Source organism: Pseudomonas shiyinii (assembly GCF_056725765.1).
Genome location: NZ_CM161522.1, coordinates 3272325 through 3291214, shown reverse-complemented (window position 1 = coordinate 3291214; position 18890 = coordinate 3272325). Strand labels below are relative to the sequence as shown.

The window sequence follows — 18890 nt, the reverse complement described above, 5'->3', positions numbered from 1 at the left end:
CCGAGCTAAGAAGATTTCTTCATAAGCGTTATGCGAAAAAAAACTTATGCGGTCTAAGAAATACCCGACATTGTTCTATTCAAAGTCGTCCGCTGAATCAGCGCTACGCGTTGTTTTTCGGGCATCTCGGAAAAGTTCCCGTTTTTCTTGCAGCTTAGGGCAGGGGAGTCGCGAAGGGATACAGGCAAAATGATATTTGGCGACAGTTTATTGACATGTGTCATCTGGCCATCTCGTTTTGCCGCCTTCCTCGTCGAGCGTCGGGCAACGGTTGTGATTCGCTGTGGAATCACGCGCCTGGCGGGCCGATCCGCACCTTCCGTTACAAGGCCTCGGTTGCAGGAACCCGTCGGCAGCAATGGAGGCGTGGATTCATGGCTAAATCACTCGGTGTGGTCAGCAAGATTGTCGGTCAGGTGTTTGCGGTCGGTAGCGACGGCACCCGCCGCCTGTTGGTCGAAGGCGACCGCGTGTTTGCCGGGGAGCAGCTGGAAACCGGCGCTGCCGGAGCCGTGGCCGTACGCCTGAACAACGGTGCCGAACTGACCTTGGGGCGCGACAGCAGCCTGGCGTTGACGCCACAGTTGCTGGCCAACCACGCAGGCCATGTGCATACCCCCGAAGCGGTGACACCCTCCCAGGCCCAGCTCAGCGACGTGGAGCGCCTGCAAAAGGCGATCGCCGCCGGCGCCGACCCGACCCAGGAAGCCGAAGCGACCGCAGCCGGGCCCAACAGCGGCAGCGCGCCCGGGGCATTGGGCGGTGGGCACAGTTTCGTGTTGCTCAGTGAAGTGGCCGGCCGTGTGGACCCGGTGATCGGTTTCCCCACAGCCGGGTTCAATGGTATCCCTGAGTTCGATGACCTCGATGTCGGCGACATCCGCTTCGACGACGACGTGCCCCCGGTTGTGAACAACCCGGTGAGCCTGCAGGGGCTGGACGTGGCCGGCAGCGAACTGACCCTGAACGAGGCCAACTTGCCCGAAGGGTCGGCCAGCAATGCTGGCTTGTTGACCCAAGCCGGGACGTTCACCGTGTTGGCCCCGGACGGTGTGTTCAACCTCAATGTCGGCGGTATCAACGTCGTCACCGGCGGCGTTGTGACCGGAGTAGGCCAATCGTTGACCACCGGGCTGGGCAATGTGTTGACCATCACCGGCTACGACCCGGCCACCGGTACGGTCAGCTACAGCTATACCCTGGTGGGCACCCAGGGGCATCCTTCGGCTGCTGGGGCCAATGCATTGGCGGAGCAGTTCACCGTGCAGGCCAGCGATGCCGATGGCGATGTGGCCAGCGGCAGCCTGGATGTGCGCATCGTCGACGATGTGCCGCGGGCCGTGGACGACGGTAACCTGGCCAGTGCCAGCGAAGGCCAGCAGGTACTCACCGGCACTGTGCTGGCCAACGATATACAAGGCGCCGATCGCATGCCGCAGGGGCCGATCACGCCGGGTACGTTCGTCGGAACCTACGGCACCCTGGTGCTGAAGGCTGATGGTTCCTACACCTATACGCTCAACAGCAGCGACCCGGATTTCACCCAACTGCATGGCGGTGGCACAGGGGTGGAGCAGTTCACCTACACCCTGACCGATGCGGACGGCGATACCAGCACGGCAACGCTGGTGCTCAACGTCACCAACCTCGATGATCCGGTCACTTTGGGGGGCCTGGATGTGAGTGGCGGCGAACTCACCGTCCACGAGCGCAACCTGGGCGATGGCAGCAGCCCGGACGCTGGTGCACTGACGCAAGGCGGCAGCTTCACCGTGGTCGCGCCCGATGGCCTGCAAAGCCTGACCGTGGGTGGCATCGCCGTGGTCAGTGGTGGCGTGACCGCGGGTTTCCCGCAGTCGCTGACCACCGCGCTGGGTAATACGCTGACCATCACGGGTTACAACCCCAGTACGGGCGTTGTGAGCTACACCTACACGCTCACCGATAATGAAGCCCACCCTAACGCCAACGGTGCCAACAGCCTGGGCGAGCGTTTCACGGTCGTCGCGACCGATACCGATGGCAGCAGCGCTTCGGGGGACATCCAGGTCAATATCGTCGACGATGTGCCGTCCGCTGTGCCCGACAGCAATGCGACCACGGCCACTGAGCAGCACGCCACGCTGACCGGCAATGTATTGGGCAACGACGTGCAGGGCGCAGACCGTGTGCCTGGTGGCCCGATCACGGCCGGCACCTTCGTGGGTACTTACGGCACCCTGGTGCTGTCGGCCGATGGTTCCTACACCTATACGCTGAACACCAGCGACCCGGACTTCTTCAACCTGCACGGTGGTGGCAGCGCTGTAGAACAATTCATCTATACCCTCACCGATGCCGATGGCGATCTCAGTACGGCCACATTGCAGTTGAATGTCGCCAACCTCAACGACTCGGTTTCTCTTGATGGCCTTGGTGTGAACGGCGGCGAACTGGTCGTCCAGGAACGGCACCTTGGCGATGGAAGCAGCCCTGACGTCGGTGCGCTGACGCAAGGCGGTTCGTTCACCATCACCGCACCTGACGGCTTGCAGAGCCTGACCGTAGGCGGCATCAGCGTGATCAGCGGTGGCGTGGCGGCAGGTTTCCCGCAGTCGATCACCACACCGCTGGGCAATACACTGACCATCACCGGCTACAACCCCGGCACTGGCGTGGTGAGCTACAGCTATACCCTCGTCGACAACGAGGCGCACCCGGATGGCAATGAAACCAACAGTATTGGAGAGAGCTTCACGGTCGTTGCGACCGATACCGACGGCAGCAGCGCCACGGGCAACCTCGATGTCAGCGTCGTGGATGATGTGCCCACGGCGGTTGGCGATACCAATGCCACGACGGCCACTGAAAACCAGCTGGCGCTGACGGGCAACGTATTGGCCAACGACGTGCAGGGTGCGGACCGTGTGCCTGGTGGCCCGATCACGGCCGGTACTTTTGTCGGCACCTACGGCACCCTGGTGCTGTCGGCCAATGGTTCGTACACCTATACGCTCAACACCAGTGACCCAGATTTCTTCAACCTGCACGGCGGTGGCAGCGGGATCGAGCAGTTCACCTATACGTTGACCGATGCCGACGGCGATGTGCGCACCGCAGTACTGGAGTTGAACGTCACTAACCTCAACGATCCAGTGACGCTTACCGGCCTGGGCGTGCAAGGCGGTGAGCTGACCGTTTACGAGAAACATCTCGCCGATGGCAGCAGCCCTGATGCTGGGGAACTGACCCAGACGGGTTCCTTCACGGTCACTGCCCTGGATGGCCTGCAAACCCTGACCGTAGGTGGCATCACCGTCGTCAGCGGCGGCGTGGTCGCGGGTTTCCCGCAGTCGGTCCTGACGGGACTGGGCAATACTTTGACCATCACCGGCTACAACGCCAGTACCGGCGTAGTGAGCTACAGCTACACGCTGACTGACAACGAAGCCCACCCGAACGCCAACGAAGCCAACAACCTGAGCGAAAGCTTCACGGTCACGGCGACCGATACCGATGGCAGCACAGCCAGCGGCAACATCGATGTGAACATCATCGACGACCTGCCGACGGCCGTAGGTGACAGCAACGTCGAAACGGCCACCGAGCAGCACACCACGCTGACCGGCAATGTGCTGGGCAACGACACCCAAGGTGCCGACCGCGTCCCAAGTGGCCCTATCACGGCTGGTACCTTCGTCGGTACCTACGGCACCCTGGTGCTGTCGGCCAATGGTTCGTACACCTACACGCTCAACGCCAGCGACCCGGACTTCTTCAACTTGCACGGCGGTGGCAGCGGGATCGAGCAGTTCACCTATACGCTGACCGATGCCGATGGCGATGTGCGCACCGCGGTACTGGAGTTGAACGTCAGCAACCTCAACGATCCAGTGACGCTCACCGGCCTGGGCGTGCAAGGCGGTGAGCTGACCGTTTACGAGAAACATCTCGCCGATGGCAGCAGCCCTGATGCTGGGGAACTGACCCAGACGGGTTCCTTCACGGTCACTGCCTTGGATGGCCTGCAAACCCTGACCGTAGGTGGCATCACCGTCGTCAGCGGCGGCGTGGTCGCGGGTTTCCCGCAGTCGGTCCTGACGGGACTGGGCAATACTTTGACCATCACCGGCTACAACGCCAGTACCGGCGTAGTGAGCTACAGCTACACGCTGACTGACAACGAAGCCCACCCGAACGCCAACGAAGCCAACAACCTGAGCGAAAGCTTCACGGTCACGGCGACCGATACCGATGGCAGCACAGCCACCGGCAACATCGATGTGAACATCATCGACGACCTGCCGACGGCCGTAGGTGACAGCAACGTCGAAACGGCCACCGAGCAGCACACCACGCTGACCGGCAATGTGCTGGGCAACGACACCCAAGGTGCCGACCGCGTCCCAAGTGGCCCTATCACGGCTGGTACCTTCGTCGGTACCTACGGCACCCTGGTGCTGTCGGCCAATGGTTCGTACACCTACACGCTCAACGCCAGCGACCCGGACTTCTTCAACTTGCACGGCGGTGGCAGCGGGATCGAGCAGTTCACCTATACGCTGACCGATGCCGATGGCGATGTGCGCACCGCGGTACTGGAGTTGAACGTCAGCAACCTCAACGATCCAGTGACGCTCACCGGCCTGGGCGTGCAAGGCGGTGAGCTGACCGTTTACGAGAAACATCTCGCCGATGGCAGCAGCCCTGATGCTGGGGAACTGACCCAGACGGGTTCCTTCACGGTCACTGCCTTGGATGGCCTGCAAACCCTGACCGTAGGTGGCATCACCGTCGTCAGCGGCGGCGTGGTCGCGGGCTTCCCGCAGTCGGTCCTGACGGGACTGGGCAATACTTTGACCATCACCGGCTACAACGCCAGTACCGGCGTAGTGAGCTACAGCTACACGCTGACTGACAACGAAGCCCACCCGAACGCCAACGAAGCCAACAGCCTGAGCGAAAGCTTCACAGTCACGGCGACCGATACCGATGGCAGCACAGCCACCGGCAACATCGATGTGAACATCATCGACGACCTGCCGACTGCCGTAGGTGACAGCAACGTCGAAACCGCCACCGAGCAGCACACCACGCTGACCGGCAATGTGCTGGGCAACGACACCCAAGGTGCCGACCGCGTCCCAAGTGGCCCGATCACGGCTGGTACCTTCGTCGGCACCTACGGCACCCTGGTGCTGTCGGCCAATGGTTCGTACACCTACACGCTCAACGCCAGCGATCCGGACTTCTTCAATTTGCACGGCGGTGGCAGCGGGATCGAGCAGTTCACCTATACGCTGACCGATGCCGACGGCGATGTGCGCACAGCTGTGCTGGAGTTGAACGTCACCAACCTCAATGACTCGGTGACCCTGGATGGCCTGGGCGTGAATGGCGGTGAGCTGACGGTCTACGAGAAAAACCTGGCCGACGGCAGTGCACCGGATACACCAGCCTTGACCCAAACCGGCAGCTTTACTGTCACGGCACTGGATGGCCTGCAAACCCTGACCGTAGGCGGCATCACCGTTGTCAGCGGCGGCGTGGTCGCAGGCTTCCCACAGTCGGTCACGACCGGGCTGGGCAACACCCTGACCATCACCGGCTACAACGCCAGTACCGGCGTGGTGAGTTACAGCTACACGCTGACTGACAACGAAGCTCATCCAAATGGCAACGAAGCCAACAGCCTGAGCGAAAGCTTCACGGTCACAGCGATCGATACCGATGGCAGTACAGCCACCGGCAACATCGATGTGAACATCATCGACGACCTGCCGACTGCCGTAGGTGACAGCAACGTCGAAACCGCCACCGAGCAGCACACCACGCTGACCGGCAATGTGCTGGGCAACGACACCCAAGGTGCCGACCGCGTCCCAAGTGGCCCGATCACGGCTGGTACCTTCGTCGGCACCTACGGCACCCTGGTGCTGTCGGCCAATGGTTCGTACACCTACACGCTCAATACCAGTGACCCGGACTTCTTCAACCTGCACGGCGGTGGCAGCGGGATCGAGCAGTTCACCTATACGCTGACCGATGCCGATGGCGATGTGCGCACCGCTGTGCTGGAGTTGAACGTCACCAACCTCGACAACCCCGTCACCCTTACCGGCCTGGATATTACCGGCGGCGAGCTGATCGTCTACGAGAAGCATCTCGCCGACGGCACCAGCCCTGACGCAGGCGAACTCACCCAGAGCGGCAGCTTCACCGTGACGGCTCTGGATGGTCTGCAAACGCTGACCGTAGGCGGCATCACCGTGGTCAGCGGCGGTGTGGTGGCAGGCTTCCCGCAATCGGCGACGACCGATCTTGGCAACACCCTGACCATCACCGGCTACAACCCCAGCACCGGGGTGGTGAACTACAGCTACACGTTGGCCGACAATGCTACCCACCCGGACGCCAACGGCACCAACGACCTGAGTGAAAGCCTCGCCGTCAGTGCGACCGACACCGACGGCAGCATCGCCAATGGCAGTATCGATATCACCATCGTCGACGACGTGCCTTCGGCCGTCGATGCCGAACGCGCCGTTTCCCCAGGCCAGGTGGACTCCAACCTGCTGTTGGTGATCGATGTCTCCGGCAGCATGGACTTTGCCTCAGGCGTACCAGGCCTGACCCGCCTGCAGTTGGCCAAGCAGGCGATCAACGCTTTGCTCGACAAGTACGACGAGATGGGCGACATCAAGGTGCAGATCGTCACCTTCTCCGATGGCGCAACGCAGGAGTCCTCGGTGTGGGTATCGCTCACCCAGGCCAAGAACATCGTCAACGGCCTGAGCGCCGGTGGCGCGACCTACTACGATTCGGCTGTCAATGTCGCCAAGAACGCCTTCGTGGCCAGCGGCAAGCTGGCCGGTGCCCAGAACATCTCGTATTTCTTCTCCGATGGCGAACCGACCAGCGGCCACAGCATCACCGCCGACCGGGAAGCCAGTTGGGAAACGTTCCTTGACGACAATGGCATCAAGTCCTACGCCATTGGCCTCGGCAGTGGCGTGAACGAGAGCAACCTCAACCCGCTGGCCTACGATGGCAGCACTCACACCGATACCAACGCAGTGGTGGTAACCGACCTCAGCCAACTGAGCAATGTGCTGTCCGGCACGGTGCTCGGCGCGCCGATCACCGGCAGCCTGCTCAGTGGCGGTGAGCTGGGGGCCGATGGCGGTTTCATCAAGACGCTGGTGGTTGATGGCACCACGTACACCTACGATCCGAAAGCCAATGGTGGGGACGGTTCCTACGCGGCCAGCGGCGGTGCGGACCACGGCACCTTCGATACGGCTACCAATACCTTCAATATCAAGACCAACCTGGGCGGCACGCTGCTGGTGGACATGGACACCGGTGACTTCATCTACACCCCGCCCAAGGATACCGGTGTGACCCAGCAGGAAAGCTTCGGCTTCACCGTCAGCGACAACGACGGCGATCTCGCCAGTGCCACCCTGACGGTGAACATCTACACCAATACCGCACCGGTGGCCGGGGCCGACCACATCATCACCAACATCACCGGGGCCAGCATCACCGTCCCGGCCGAGGTATTGCTGGCCAACGACAGCGACGCGGATCACGACAAGCTCACGGCCTCGCCGATCACCTTCGACACCGATTTCTTCGTGAAGGGCGAAGGCTTCAGCGTCGGCAACGGCACCCCGGTCGTCGATTTCAATGGCACGGGGGGGAGCGACACAAACCGCTTCAAGGACCTGCCGCGCAGCGCCTTCAGGGGCACGGCCAACAGCATGGTCGCAGCGCTGATCGTCGATGCCTTCGTACGGAACGTCGGTGCCAGCAATGCCAATGACCAGGATGTCATGACGGTCCACTTGAAAAAAGGCGAGACCCTGACCCTCGATCACGACGTGCCAACCGGCAACTTGCAAATGTTCTGGAAGGACGATGTGGGCGATTATCAACCCATCATCGACGGCAGCTCCTTCACGGCCAGCCACAGCGGGACCTACAGCATCCTGGTACGCAACGTGACCGACAGCAACCTCGGCTCGGGCGCCGAGTTCTACAAGCTGACCATGACCATCGACTACAGCAACGCCCAGAACGATGTGTACAACGGCACCTACACCACCAGTGACGGCCATGGCGGCACGGCCACCGGCAATGTCGATATCACCTACCAGGACGGCAGCGTGCTCACTGGCACCGATGGCGACAACACCCTGCTGGCCGGTGCCGGCAACGATACCCTGCAGGGCGGCCTGGGGCACGACGTGCTGGTCGGTGGCGGTGGTGATGACTTGCTGTACGGCGGTGACGGCGACGACCTGCTGATCGGCGGCCCGGGCAACGACCTGCTCGATGGCGGTGCGGGCATCGACACGGCCAGCTACGCCTCGGCCACCGGCGGTGTGACCGTCAACCTGAACCTGACCACTGCCCAGAACACGGGCGGTGCCGGCACCGATACCCTGAACGGCATCGAGAACCTGATCGGCTCGGACTACAACGACACCTTGACCGGCAACGGTGGCGACAACCTGCTGATCGGCGGGCTGGGCAACGACACCCTGAACGGCGGCGCAGGCAACGATGTGCTGCTTGGCGGGCTCGGCGACGATACGCTCAACGGTGGCACTGGCAACGACACCTTCGTCTGGCAGAAGGGCGAAGTGGGGCACGACACTGTGCTGGCGTTCACCCCAGGAAGCGATCATCTCGACCTGTCGCAACTGCTCCAGGGCGAAAACGGCACCACTGCCTCGCTGGATGACTACCTGCACTTCAAGGTCACAGGTTCCGGTGTCAATGTGGTCTCGACCATCGAGGTCAGCAGCGTGGCCGGCGCCGCGCCAACCCAGACCATCGACCTGGCCGGTGTCGACCTGGCGCAGCATTACGGTGTGACGGCCGGTGCGGGTGGGGTGGTCGCGGCAGGGCAGGACACGGCAACCATCATCAATGGGATGCTCAATGACCATTCGTTGAAGGTGGATACGGTCTGAGGTGGGTGTTGTCTGGGATATCGAGCGCCGCCCGCGCGGCGCATCGCGAGCTGCGCTCGCTCCTACGTTTGTTTACGGCCAGTAACGCCTGTGACAGGCGCGCGCGACCGCCTGGTTCATACGACACGAAATCGCGCCATGCACCAAGGCGTCCGCGCGAAAATCCCACAGGCATAATTGGCCCGAAATAAACGTAGGAGCGAGCGCAGCTCGCGATGCGCCGCGCGGGCGGCGCTGGATCCCACAAGCACCGAATCTGCTGCGACGAACGATCATGTGAGACCTGCGATGAGCGACGCCTGGGCATATGTGCGGGTCGCACCTGTGGCGCCGGGCAATCGGCCGTCTCCTAGACTGGGCTAAAGCTCCTCCGGAATCAGCCCAATGCCCCAGCGCGAAGTCCACAGCCCGGCCCAGGCCCTTTGGCAACCCATGCTCCTGGGTGGCCAGCGCCTGGCGGGCGTGTCCTGGAAAACCCTGACCGATGCCGGCCCCTGGCAGGCCTACTGGATGAAGATGTCCCCTGGCAGCCGTTCGATACCGCACCGCCACGCGGCCGTCGAGCTGCTGCAGGTACTGGAAGGAGAGGTGATGGACGTCGACGGCCAGCTGTTCCGTGCCGGCGACAGCCTGGTCTATGCACCCGGCTCCGAACACTGGCTGCGTTCACCCCAGGGCTGCTTGCTGCTGGTAGTGGAATCCGAACCCTCGACCCTTGGCGAGTGACGCTCAGCCGGGCCGGTGCAGGGTCTTCTGCTTGAGGATGTACAGGCTGACCAGTACTGCGCTGGACAGCATGAAAACCCGTGCCCAGAACAGCGGCACCAGATAGCAAGACAGCCCGATGCTGGCCCACATCAGGCCGATGGCGTAGACCTTGCCCCGCAGCGGGATACCCTGGCCGCTCAGGTAGTCGCGGATCCAGGGCCCGAGCTTGGGATGGTTCACCAGCCAGTGGTGAAAACGTGGCGAGCTACGGGCGAAGCACGCCGCCGCAAGCAGCAGGAACGGGGTGGTGGGCAACACCGGGAGGAAGATCCCCACCACCCCCAGCGCGACGCTGAGCCAGCCGATGGCCAGCAGCAGGTAGCGCATGGCCGGCTTAGTGATGGCGCGGCTTGAGCAGGGCAGGCTTCTCGTCCGGTGCGTGCAGCAGCAGGAACAGCGCGGTCAGCGCCTCGGGGATCTGCACGATCATGTCGTCCTGCAGGCTGGCGTTCTTGGCGATGTCTTCGAACTCCGGCTGCTCGTCGAACAGGCCCGAGCCGACCATGATCGGCAGGAGCATCTCGCTGACTTCTTCCTCGGCGTTCTCGAACCAGGCCTCTTCACGCAGGAACACGCCTTCCATGAAGCCGATGCACCAGCCGCGCAGGTCGGAGTCGTCCGGCTCGTCGCCCAGGTCCAGGTCGCAGGGCAGCTCGAACTCGTCGTCGCTGGCCAGCTGGCGGCCGATATGCGCCTTGAGCGCGACCAAGGTGGCCTCGATCTCGGTGCGCTGGGCCTCGCTGGCGTAATGGGGCTCTTCGGCGAACAGGGCGTCGATCCATTCGCGCTCGGGAACGTCCTCGGAGCAGATCGACAGCGCGGTCAGGTAGCCGTGGGCGGCGACGTAGTCCAGCGCTTCTTCGTGCAGCTCGTCAGCGTCGAGGAAGGCTTGCAGGCGGGTCAGTTGCTCGGCGAAGGACATTACAGGGCTACCTTGGGGAATAAACGATAACGAATTCTAGCACCTTGCGGCGGCTGGGGGGCAAAGGGAACGTCTGTCGCTGGAAGGCGCCCAGGCCCCCTGCATGGCCGAGCACTGGGGTATAATCCGCGATTTTTCATCCAGGGCGGCCGTTTCCCGGCTCTCCGGCAAAAGCCGCTTACGCATTCGTGAGTGTGCACCGCGGATTTTTCGTCCAGCCTGTGTCCAGGATGGTATGGCGATTTTGGAGTTTTCAATGCTCGAACAGGCTCAGCGCGTCCTCAAGGACATCTTCGGCTACGACAGTTTCCGGGGGCGCCAGGCAGCGATCATCGAATGCGTGGCCAGTGGCGGCGATGCCTTGGTGCTGATGCCCACCGGCGGCGGTAAGTCGCTGTGCTTCCAGGTCCCGGCCCTGCTGCGCCCGGGCCTGGCGGTGGTGGTCTCGCCCTTGATCGCGTTGATGGACGACCAGGTCGCCACCCTCGACGAGCTGGGTGTGGCTGCCGCCGCGCTGAACTCCACCCTGAGCCCCGAGCAGCAGCGCGAGCTGGCCGGGCGCCTGCGCCGCGGCGAGGTGAAGATGCTCTACCTGGCCCCCGAGCGCCTGGTGCAGCCGCGCATGCTGGAATTCCTGCGCACCCTGGACATCGCCTTGTTCGCCATCGACGAGGCCCACTGCGTCTCGCAATGGGGCCATGACTTCCGGCCGGAATACCTGCAACTGGGCCAGTTGGCCGAGCTGTTCCCCCATGTGCCGCGCATCGCCCTGACCGCCACCGCCGACATGCGCACCCGCGAGGAGATCGTCCAGCGCCTGCACTTGCAGGGCGCCGAGCGCTTCCTGTCGAGTTTCGACCGGCCGAACATCTTCTACCGCATCGTGCCCAAGGAGTCGCCGCGCAAGCAATTGATGGCGTTCCTCGGTGAGCGCCGGGGCAACGCCGGCATCGTCTATTGCCTGTCGCGCAAGAAGGTCGACGAAACCGCGGCCTTCCTCTGCGAACAGGGGTTCCCGGCCTTGCCGTACCACGCCGGCCTTGCCGCCGAGACGCGCTCGGCCAACCAGCACCGCTTCCTCAACGAGGAAGGCCTGATCATGGTTGCCACCATTGCCTTCGGCATGGGCATCGACAAGCCCAACGTACGCTTCGTCGCCCACCTGGACCTGCCCAAGTCGATGGAGGCCTATTACCAGGAAACCGGCCGTGCCGGCCGTGACGGCCTGCCATCCGACGCCTGGATGGCCTATGGCCTGCAGGACATGGTGATGCTCAAGCAGATGCTGCAGAACTCCGAGGGCGACGAGCGCCACAAGCGCATCGAGCAGCACAAGCTCGATGCCATGTTGGCGCTGTGCGAGGAAACACGCTGCCGTCGCCAGTCCCTGCTGGCCTATTTCGACGAAGTGCTCGAGCAGCCGTGCGGGCATTGCGACAACTGCGTCGACCAGGTGCAGACCTGGGACGCGACCGAGCCGGCGCGCCAGGCCTTGTCGGCGGTGTACCGCACCGGCCAGCGCTATGGCGTGGGCCATCTGGTCGATGTGCTGGTGGGCAAGGACACTGAGAAGGTGCGCAATTTCGGCCACGAAAAACTGTCGGTCTTCGGCGTCGGCAAGGCGTTGAGCGAGCACGAGTGGCGCTCGCTGTTCCGCCAATTGGTGGCGCGCGGCCTGGTGGATATCGACCTGGAAGGCTATGGCGGCCTGCGCCTGTCCGACAGCTGCCGGCCGTTGCTGCGCGGCGAGGTGAACCTGCAACTTCGCCGCGACCTCAAACCCCAGACCGTGGCCAAGACATCCGGCGGCGGCAGCCCGGCCAGCCAGCTGGTGCGTGCCGAGGAGCGCGAGCTGTGGGAAGCCCTGCGCGCCCTGCGCCGCAAGTTGGCCGCCGAACACAGTGTGCCGCCCTATGTCATCTTCCCCGATTCGACCCTGCTGGAAATGCTGCGCAGCCAGCCGACCAGCCTCAGCGAGATGGCTCAGGTCAGCGGCGTGGGGGCACGCAAGCTGGAGCGCTACGGCGAGGCCTTCCTCGATGTGCTCAATGGTGGGGCTGGCGAGGAGGCGCCGAAGGTGGTGCTCGACCTGCGTCACGAACTGGTCAGCCTGGCCCGTGCCGGCATGACCCCGGCACAGATCGCCGGCCAGCTCAATTGCACCGAGAAGAACGTCTACAGCCTGTTGGCCGAGGCTCTCGGCCGCCAGGAGCTGAGCCTGGAGCAGGCGCTGGACCTGCCGGAAGCGCTGCTGATGGAGGTGCAGGACGCCTTCCTCGACGGCGAGGGCGAGCTGCCGCCGGTGGCCACGGTCTCGGCATTGCTTGGCCAACGCGTACCAGAAGGGGTACTGCACTGCGTGCGCGCGGCGTTGGCGGCCGAGTTCGAGCTGTAACTGATCCTTGTCACGCTTTTTGACGATTACCGGACACTCCCGCGGCCACCAGCCTTGCCTGTTGGAGCGGGCCATGGTTAGCTGACTAATAATTAGTTCTGTTCATAGAGTCACTTATGCCCTTGACCGACAACCAACACCGCTTCGGCATGCAGCTGGCCCAGATGTCCCGTGGCTGGCGCGCCGAACTGGACCGCCGCCTGGCCGGCCTCAACCTGTCCCAGGCCCGCTGGCTGGTACTGCTGCACCTGGCCCGATTCGACGACGCGCCTACCCAGCGTGAACTGGCGCAAAGCGTGGGCGTCGAAGGGCCGACCCTGGCGCGCCTGCTCGATAGCCTGGAAAGCCAGGGCCTGGTGCGGCGCCAGGCGGTGATGGAAGACCGTCGGGCCAAGAAGATCGTGTTGTGCCCACCGGCCAAACCCTTGATCGACCAGATCGAGACCATCGCCAATGCCTTGCGTCAGGAGCTGTTCACCGGGGTCGATGAGGCTGACCTGGAAGTCTGCATGCGAGTGCATGCGAAGATTCTGGCCAACCTCGAGAAGTCCTGAGTCTTCCATCCCGGGGGCCGCAAGGCGGCCCCTGTACCTTCAGAAGGTATGGCCCAGGTTCAGGTATACCGCCTTTTGGTGCTCGCTGTTGGCCCCGTAGCTGATATTCAGCGGCCCAAGCGGCGTTTCCAGGCCCAGGAAGATGCTCGCCGCGTTGATATACCCACTGTCGAACTCGTTGTCGTTGTTCCACGCCCGGCCCCGCTCCAACGAGCCGCCCAGATAGAGCGGGAAATCCAGGGGCAGGTAGGCGCGCGGTGTCAGGCGGCGGTAGTAGACCATGCGCATCAGGCTGATGTTCTGGCCCGAGACCGAGTCCTGGCGAAAGCCCGACAGCTGTCGGGCACCACCGAATACGAAGCTCGACGTCACCACTTCCGTATCGTCCAGCGTGCGCCCGTAGCGCCCGCCCAGTACCCAGGAGTTGGGCCCGCTGCTGAAGGCCTTGTCGAGCTTGAACTGCCATTGGCGGTAGTCGTGGTCCGAGTCCAGAGACTTGTCGTACTTGCGTAGGGTCAGGCCGATGTCCTCGCCGCTGTGGGGAAAGTACACGTTGTCGAAGGTGTCGAAGGAATACTTCAGCTCGTAGAAACCTTCATTGAAGCTGACCTTGGGCAGGTCCTGGTCGCCGATGCGTACCTCGGCTTCACCCCACGCCTTGCCCACACCCAGGCGGACTTCGCCATAGGTGCCGATCTGCCGGCCCAGATTCAGGCCGAAGCCGTAGCGCTCCAGGCGGTATTCGGCCACCGGGTCGTTGTCCAGGGTGGCCTCGATGTTCTGCGAGCCGAGGTCCAGGTAGGGCGCGATGAAATAGCGCGAGCCTACGTCCAGTGGCTGGTAGAACTCGCTGTAGAGCTCCTGTTGGTCACCGATCTGGGCGCGGGTCAGCCATTCGGCGCCCAACTGGTTGATGCCGTTGACCCGGTAGCTGGCGCCGAGGTTGAAGGCGCTGTCGCCGCGCATGTCGTCCGACAGGTTCAGGCCCAGGCGCAGGTAGTCGGTGCCGCCGCGCTTGCCACGGGCATTGATCACCAGGGTATTTTCGTCGCCCTTGTGCACCACCCGGTACTGCACCCGGTCGAAGTAATCCAGGCCATAGAGGGTGCCCATGTCGGTCTGCAGACGGTCCAGCTCCAACGGCTCGCCCAGGGGTTGGCGGATGTAGTAGCGGATCACGTCATCACTGACCTTCGAGTCATTCTCCACCTTGATCGCGGTGATCACCGGCCGGCGCTGACGCGGCGAGCGGGCCACCGCCAGGCCGCTGTCGCCCTCGGCATGGTGCAAGCCGGCCAGGCGGGTGTCGAGGGCTCGGGTGGCGCGGTAGCCAGCGTCGATCATGTCCTGGGCACGGCCAAAGTCAGTCACGCCGAAGGCTGCCAGGGGCGGTTGGATGAGGATGTCGTCCTGATGCAGGCTGGCCAGTTGCTCCTCGGAATTGCGCCGGGTCATCAGGGTGATCGACTGGTTGAGGACATCGACCACCGTGGCCAGTTGCTTGCGGTCACGCAGCGGGCTGCCAATGTCGACCACGATGGCCAGGTCCACGCCCATGTCTCGGGCAACGTCCAGCGGGATATTGTCGACCATGCCACCGTCCACCAGCAGGCGGCCGTCCAGCTCGACCGGGGCGAACACCGCCGGGATCGACATACTGGCGCGGATCACCTGGGGCAGGTGGCCCCGGCGGAACACCACCTTCTCGCCGCTGGCGATATCGGTGGCCACGGCGCGGAAGGGGATCGGCAGCTTGTCGAAGTCGCGGGTGTCGGCGGTATGGGCCAGCTTGCTTTCCAGCAGCAAGGACAGGTTCTGGCCCTGGATCACGCCCAGCGGCAGGCCAAGGCTGCCATCGTCGCGAAAGCTCAGTTTCTGCTTGACCAGGAAATCGCGGTCGTCCTGCTTGCGCCGGAAGGGGACGTCCTTGCGCGGCGGGGCGTCGGAGAGCGCCTGTTGCCAGTCGAGGGTGGTGGCGAGTTTCTCCAATTCCTCGACACTGTAGCCGGAGGCATACAGCCCGCCGACCACCGCCCCCATGCTGGTGCCGGCGATGGCATCGATGTGCACCCCTTGTTCTTCCAGGGCCTTGAGCACGCCGATATGGGCCAGGCCCCGGGCAGCGCCGCCGGACAACACCAGGCCGACCTTGGGCCTGGCCGTTTCGGCGGCCAGGGTGGCGAAGGAGGTGAGCGTCAGTAAAAGGCAGAACAGCAGGCGGCGCATCGTGAGTCTCAAAACCGTGGGCAAAGACCGCTAGTATAAGCGGCTCATTCCCGAAGGAGACGCGCTGCCATGCCCCAGGCCAAGCCAGAAATCATCATCACGTACTGCACCCAGTGCCAGTGGCTGCTGCGGGCTGCCTGGCTGGCCCAGGAACTGCTCAGCACCTTTGCCGACGACCTGGGGCGCGTGGCCCTGGAGCCGGGTACCGGTGGGGTGTTCCGCATCACCTGCGACGGCACGCAGCTCTGGGAGCGCAAGGCCGATGGCGGCTTCCCCGAGGCCAAGATGCTCAAGCAACGGGTTCGCGACCAGATCGACCCACAGCGCGACCTTGGCCACAACGATCGCTGATCAGGTGCCCTCGGCCACGGGGCGCTGCCGGGGCGGCTGCTCGGCGGCCATGCGGCTGGACAGCACGATGGCGAAGATGATCAGCGCGCCACCCAGCAGCATGCGCAGGGTCGGTGTTTCGGCGAACACCACCCAGGCCACGGCGATGCCATAGACCGGCTCCATGCCGAACACCACCGCTGCCGTACGCGCCTTGATCACCGACAGGCTGGCGACGAACAGGCTATGGGCGATGCCGGTACAGAAAATGCCCAGCAGGGCGATCCACAGCCAGTCCATGGGTGTCACCTCGCCAAGCCCCGGCGCGGCCACCGGCAGCAGGCACAGCGCGACCACCAGGTTCTGCCACAGGGCGGCTTGCACTGCCGGCAGGCGCCCGGAGCCGGCCCGGTTGGTCAGCGACAGCAGTGAGAACAGCAGGCCGGAGAGCAAGGCCCAGAGCAGCCCGCCGGTGGCCTCGCTGGCCAGGTCGAAGGCGGGCGTGACCAGCACCAGACCGATGCTCACCAGCAGCACCAGCACAACTTCGTTACGGCGGATGCGCTCACGGAACAGCAGGCCCTCGAGGATCACCGTGAACGCCGGGAAGCTGGCGAAACCCAAGGTGGCGATAGCCACGCCGCCGACCTTGACGGCGATGAAGAAGGTCACCCAGTGACCGGCCAGCAACACGCCGCCGAGCAACAGGCGGCGCAGGTCCTGGGCCTGTAGGCGCTGCCAGCCCTGACGTGCCAGGCTGGCGAACAGCGCCAGCGCCAGAACAGCGAAGGCGGCGCGGCCGAAGACAATGATCGTGGGGCTGGCGCTGGTAGCCAGCTTGCCGAAGACCCCAGTGAGGCCAAAGAAAAGGGCGCCGATGTGCAAGGCGCCGAGGGCGGTGCGGTGGTTCATGCTGGTCCTTGTGATGCCAATGATCACCTTGAATAGGTGCAGCCCTTCGAATCCTGGGCTCGATGCTGAAGGGCCAGTCTACGAGGGCCGCCGCCAACTGTCTGTCGCGATTTTCGCGGCAGTTGCCTTCAGGGGCGTTGGCAGAGCGCGAGTGTACACCTGCATGGGCCCCATCGCGGGACAAGCCCCACAGAGATTTCGCAAGTCTTGAAAACAGCGCAATCTCAGTGGGAGCTGGCGACAGCCTGCGATGGGCTGCAAAGCAGCCCCAAGCCCTCAAACGCTGGAGCCTCTCCAGATTTAAGGGGCCGCTTTGCGGCCCATCGCAGGCTCCGCCAGCTCCCACGAAGCAAGCGGAGCCTGGGCCGTATTTGTACGGCTGAGAGGTATTAAACCAACCGAAGGCATTTTGAACTTGTCCAGCACCATAGAATCTCCCACAGAGGGCGACCCAAGTCGTCACCGATCGCTCGTCACACGCTTGCCACCAACCTGTCATCCACAACTGCCAGGCTCCAGCAAACAGTGCCGGAGCCTGCCCATGACCCATGTAGAACTCGCCCGTCCGTCACGCAAGCAGCGCGTACGCACCCTGTGGATTTCCGACGTACACCTGGGTACCCGGGACTGCCAGGCCGAGCACCTGACGCACTTTCTCAAGCGCTACCATGCCGACCGCATCTACCTGGTCGGCGACATCATCGACGGCTGGAAGCTGCGCAGTGGCATCTATTGGCCCCAGGCCCATACCAACGTCATCCGCCGCCTGCTCACCTTGAGCAAACGCGGTACCGAAGTGATCTATGTCACCGGCAACCATGACGAATTCCTGCGCCGCTATTCCCGGTTGATCCTGGGCAATATCCACCTGGTGGACGAGGCCGAGCACCTGACCGCCGATGGCCGGCGGCTATTGGTCATCCACGGCGACCAGTTCGACGTGATCACCCGCTACCATCGCTGGCTGGCGTTCCTGGGCGACCGTGCCTATGAGTTCACCCTCGTGCTCAACCGTTGGCTCAACCACTGGCGTGCCCGCTACGGCTATGGCTACTGGTCGCTGTCGGCCTACCTCAAGCACAAGGTCAAGGGTGCGGTGAACTTCATCAGCGATTTCGAGGACGCCATCGCCCACGAATGCACCCGGCGTGGTTTCCATGGCGTGGTCTGCGGGCATATCCACCATGCCGAGATCCGCCGGGTGGGCGAGGTCGAGTACTTCAACTGCGGCGATTGGGTGGAGTCCTGCACCGCACTGATCGAGCACTGGGACGGGCAGATCGAGCTCTATCGCCTGGCCGACGCCCAGGCGCACGAAGCCGAACGGCTGGCGCGCCTGCGTGAGCCTGTCTAGTCGATGCCTACAGGCTGATCTTGCCGCGCAGGATGTCGCGGAACATGGCGAAGTCGCCGATCAGGCTGTACAGCGGATAGGAGAAGGTGGCGGGGCGGTTCTTCTCGAAGAAGAAGTGGCCAACCCAGGCAAAGCCGTAGCCTGCGAGTGGCACGGCCAACAGCAGCAGCCACTTGCCGCTGGCGATGGTGTAGGCGAGCAGCGCGATGGCCAGGCTGGTGCCGACGAAGTGCAGCCGACGGCAGGTGGGGTTGCTGTGTTCGCCCAGGTAGTACGGGTAGAACTCGGCAAAACTGCGAAACTGCGTGGTTGAATGCATGGCGGCGCTCCCCGTTGATGCGCGAGGTGGGCAGGTTGCACGGCGTGGAGCCTGATTTGAGTCTAGAGTCATTGTCGGGGGCGGCCAGTGACAATTGGCGCCAAATGAATATCTTTTCGATTCGCCGCCTGCTGCGGTCAGTACAAG

Annotated in this window: 11 protein-coding genes; 6 read left to right on the top strand and 5 right to left on the bottom strand. The window is 63.6% G+C overall.

Going from position 1 to position 18890, the window contains the following annotated elements; translation table 11 throughout:
- The first annotated feature begins 374 nt into the window (after positions 1-374).
- A complete protein-coding gene (locus tag ACXHGZ_RS14755) occupies positions 375-8963 on the top strand; it encodes a retention module-containing protein (RefSeq protein ID WP_480460392.1) in 8589 nt (2862 codons plus the stop codon).
- Between the two features lie 384 nt (positions 8964-9347).
- On the top strand, positions 9348-9689 hold the full coding sequence (locus ACXHGZ_RS14750) for a cupin domain-containing protein (protein WP_480460391.1): 342 nt from the start codon (positions 9348-9350) through the stop codon (positions 9687-9689).
- A gap of 3 nt (positions 9690-9692) precedes the next feature.
- Here ACXHGZ_RS14750 and ACXHGZ_RS14745 read toward each other — a convergent pair whose 3' ends face one another.
- Together ACXHGZ_RS14745 and ACXHGZ_RS14740 are read right to left on the bottom strand one after the other, a co-directional pair.
- Complete coding sequence (locus ACXHGZ_RS14745) at positions 9693-10058, bottom strand: YbaN family protein (protein ID WP_084858322.1); 366 nt, start codon at positions 10056-10058, stop codon at positions 9693-9695.
- Positions 10059-10065: 7 nt separating this feature from the next.
- Entirely contained in the window at positions 10066-10653 is a 588-nt protein-coding gene (locus tag ACXHGZ_RS14740) for a YecA/YgfB family protein (RefSeq protein ID WP_368830171.1), read from the bottom strand.
- Between the two features lie 256 nt (positions 10654-10909).
- Here ACXHGZ_RS14740 and recQ point away from each other — a divergent pair, with 256 nt between their 5' ends.
- Both recQ and ACXHGZ_RS14730 read left to right on the top strand, forming a co-directional pair.
- Positions 10910-13048 carry a DNA helicase RecQ gene (recQ, locus tag ACXHGZ_RS14735; RefSeq protein ID WP_480460390.1) on the top strand — a complete coding sequence of 713 codons (2139 nt, stop codon included), beginning with the start codon at positions 10910-10912 and terminating at the stop codon, positions 13046-13048.
- A 116-nt stretch (positions 13049-13164) separates the two neighbouring features.
- Positions 13165-13602, top strand: coding sequence for a MarR family transcriptional regulator (locus ACXHGZ_RS14730; protein ID WP_084858319.1), 438 nt, complete (start codon positions 13165-13167; stop codon positions 13600-13602).
- A gap of 39 nt (positions 13603-13641) precedes the next feature.
- On the opposite strand, the gene ACXHGZ_RS14725 is transcribed toward ACXHGZ_RS14730, so the two are convergent.
- Complete coding sequence (locus ACXHGZ_RS14725; protein WP_480460389.1) at positions 13642-15828, bottom strand: patatin-like phospholipase family protein; 2187 nt, start codon at positions 15826-15828, stop codon at positions 13642-13644.
- A gap of 69 nt (positions 15829-15897) precedes the next feature.
- On the opposite strand from ACXHGZ_RS14725, the gene ACXHGZ_RS14720 reads away from it, so the two are divergent.
- Positions 15898-16179 (top strand): Rdx family protein, encoded by a 282-nt coding sequence (locus ACXHGZ_RS14720; protein WP_480460388.1) that lies wholly within the window; start codon positions 15898-15900, stop codon positions 16177-16179.
- On the opposite strand, the gene ACXHGZ_RS14715 is transcribed toward ACXHGZ_RS14720, so the two are convergent.
- The gene (locus ACXHGZ_RS14715; RefSeq protein WP_480460387.1) at positions 16180-17070 is read right to left on the bottom strand and encodes a DMT family transporter; all 891 of its coding nucleotides are present in this window, start codon (positions 17068-17070) and stop codon (positions 16180-16182) included. It lies immediately after the preceding gene.
- Positions 17071-17611: 541 nt separating this feature from the next.
- On the opposite strand from ACXHGZ_RS14715, the gene ACXHGZ_RS14710 reads away from it, so the two are divergent.
- Positions 17612-18424, top strand: a complete 813-nt coding sequence (locus ACXHGZ_RS14710; protein ID WP_480460386.1) for a UDP-2,3-diacylglucosamine diphosphatase — start codon at positions 17612-17614, stop codon at positions 18422-18424.
- 7 nt (positions 18425-18431) lie between these two features.
- Here the strand turns inward: ACXHGZ_RS14710 and ACXHGZ_RS14705 are convergent, their stop codons facing one another.
- Positions 18432-18743: an Mpo1-like protein gene (locus tag ACXHGZ_RS14705; RefSeq protein WP_480460385.1), complete on the bottom strand. Its 312-nt coding sequence runs from the start codon at positions 18741-18743 to the stop codon at positions 18432-18434.
- Between the last annotated feature and the right edge of the window lie 147 nt (positions 18744-18890).

Bases quoted from the DNA above. Each gene is read 5' to 3' on its own strand.
- ACXHGZ_RS14710 (WP_480460386.1), top strand. From the start codon at position 17,612: ATGACCCATGTAGAACTCGCCCGTCCGTCACGCAAGCAGCGCGTACGC.
- ACXHGZ_RS14720 (WP_480460388.1), top strand. From the start codon at position 15,898: ATGCCCCAGGCCAAGCCAGAAATCATCATCACGTACTGCACCCAGTGC.
- recQ (WP_480460390.1), top strand. From the start codon at position 10,910: ATGCTCGAACAGGCTCAGCGCGTCCTCAAGGACATCTTCGGCTACGAC.
- ACXHGZ_RS14705 (WP_480460385.1), bottom strand. From the start codon at position 18,743: ATGCATTCAACCACGCAGTTTCGCAGTTTTGCCGAGTTCTACCCGTAC.
- ACXHGZ_RS14755 (WP_480460392.1), top strand. From the start codon at position 375: ATGGCTAAATCACTCGGTGTGGTCAGCAAGATTGTCGGTCAGGTGTTT.
- ACXHGZ_RS14730 (WP_084858319.1), top strand. From the start codon at position 13,165: ATGCCCTTGACCGACAACCAACACCGCTTCGGCATGCAGCTGGCCCAG.
- ACXHGZ_RS14740 (WP_368830171.1), bottom strand. From the start codon at position 10,653: ATGTCCTTCGCCGAGCAACTGACCCGCCTGCAAGCCTTCCTCGACGCT.
- ACXHGZ_RS14725 (WP_480460389.1), bottom strand. From the start codon at position 15,828: ATGCGCCGCCTGCTGTTCTGCCTTTTACTGACGCTCACCTCCTTCGCC.
- ACXHGZ_RS14745 (WP_084858322.1), bottom strand. From the start codon at position 10,058: ATGCGCTACCTGCTGCTGGCCATCGGCTGGCTCAGCGTCGCGCTGGGG.
- ACXHGZ_RS14750 (WP_480460391.1), top strand. From the start codon at position 9,348: ATGCCCCAGCGCGAAGTCCACAGCCCGGCCCAGGCCCTTTGGCAACCC.
- ACXHGZ_RS14715 (WP_480460387.1), bottom strand. From the start codon at position 17,070: ATGAACCACCGCACCGCCCTCGGCGCCTTGCACATCGGCGCCCTTTTC.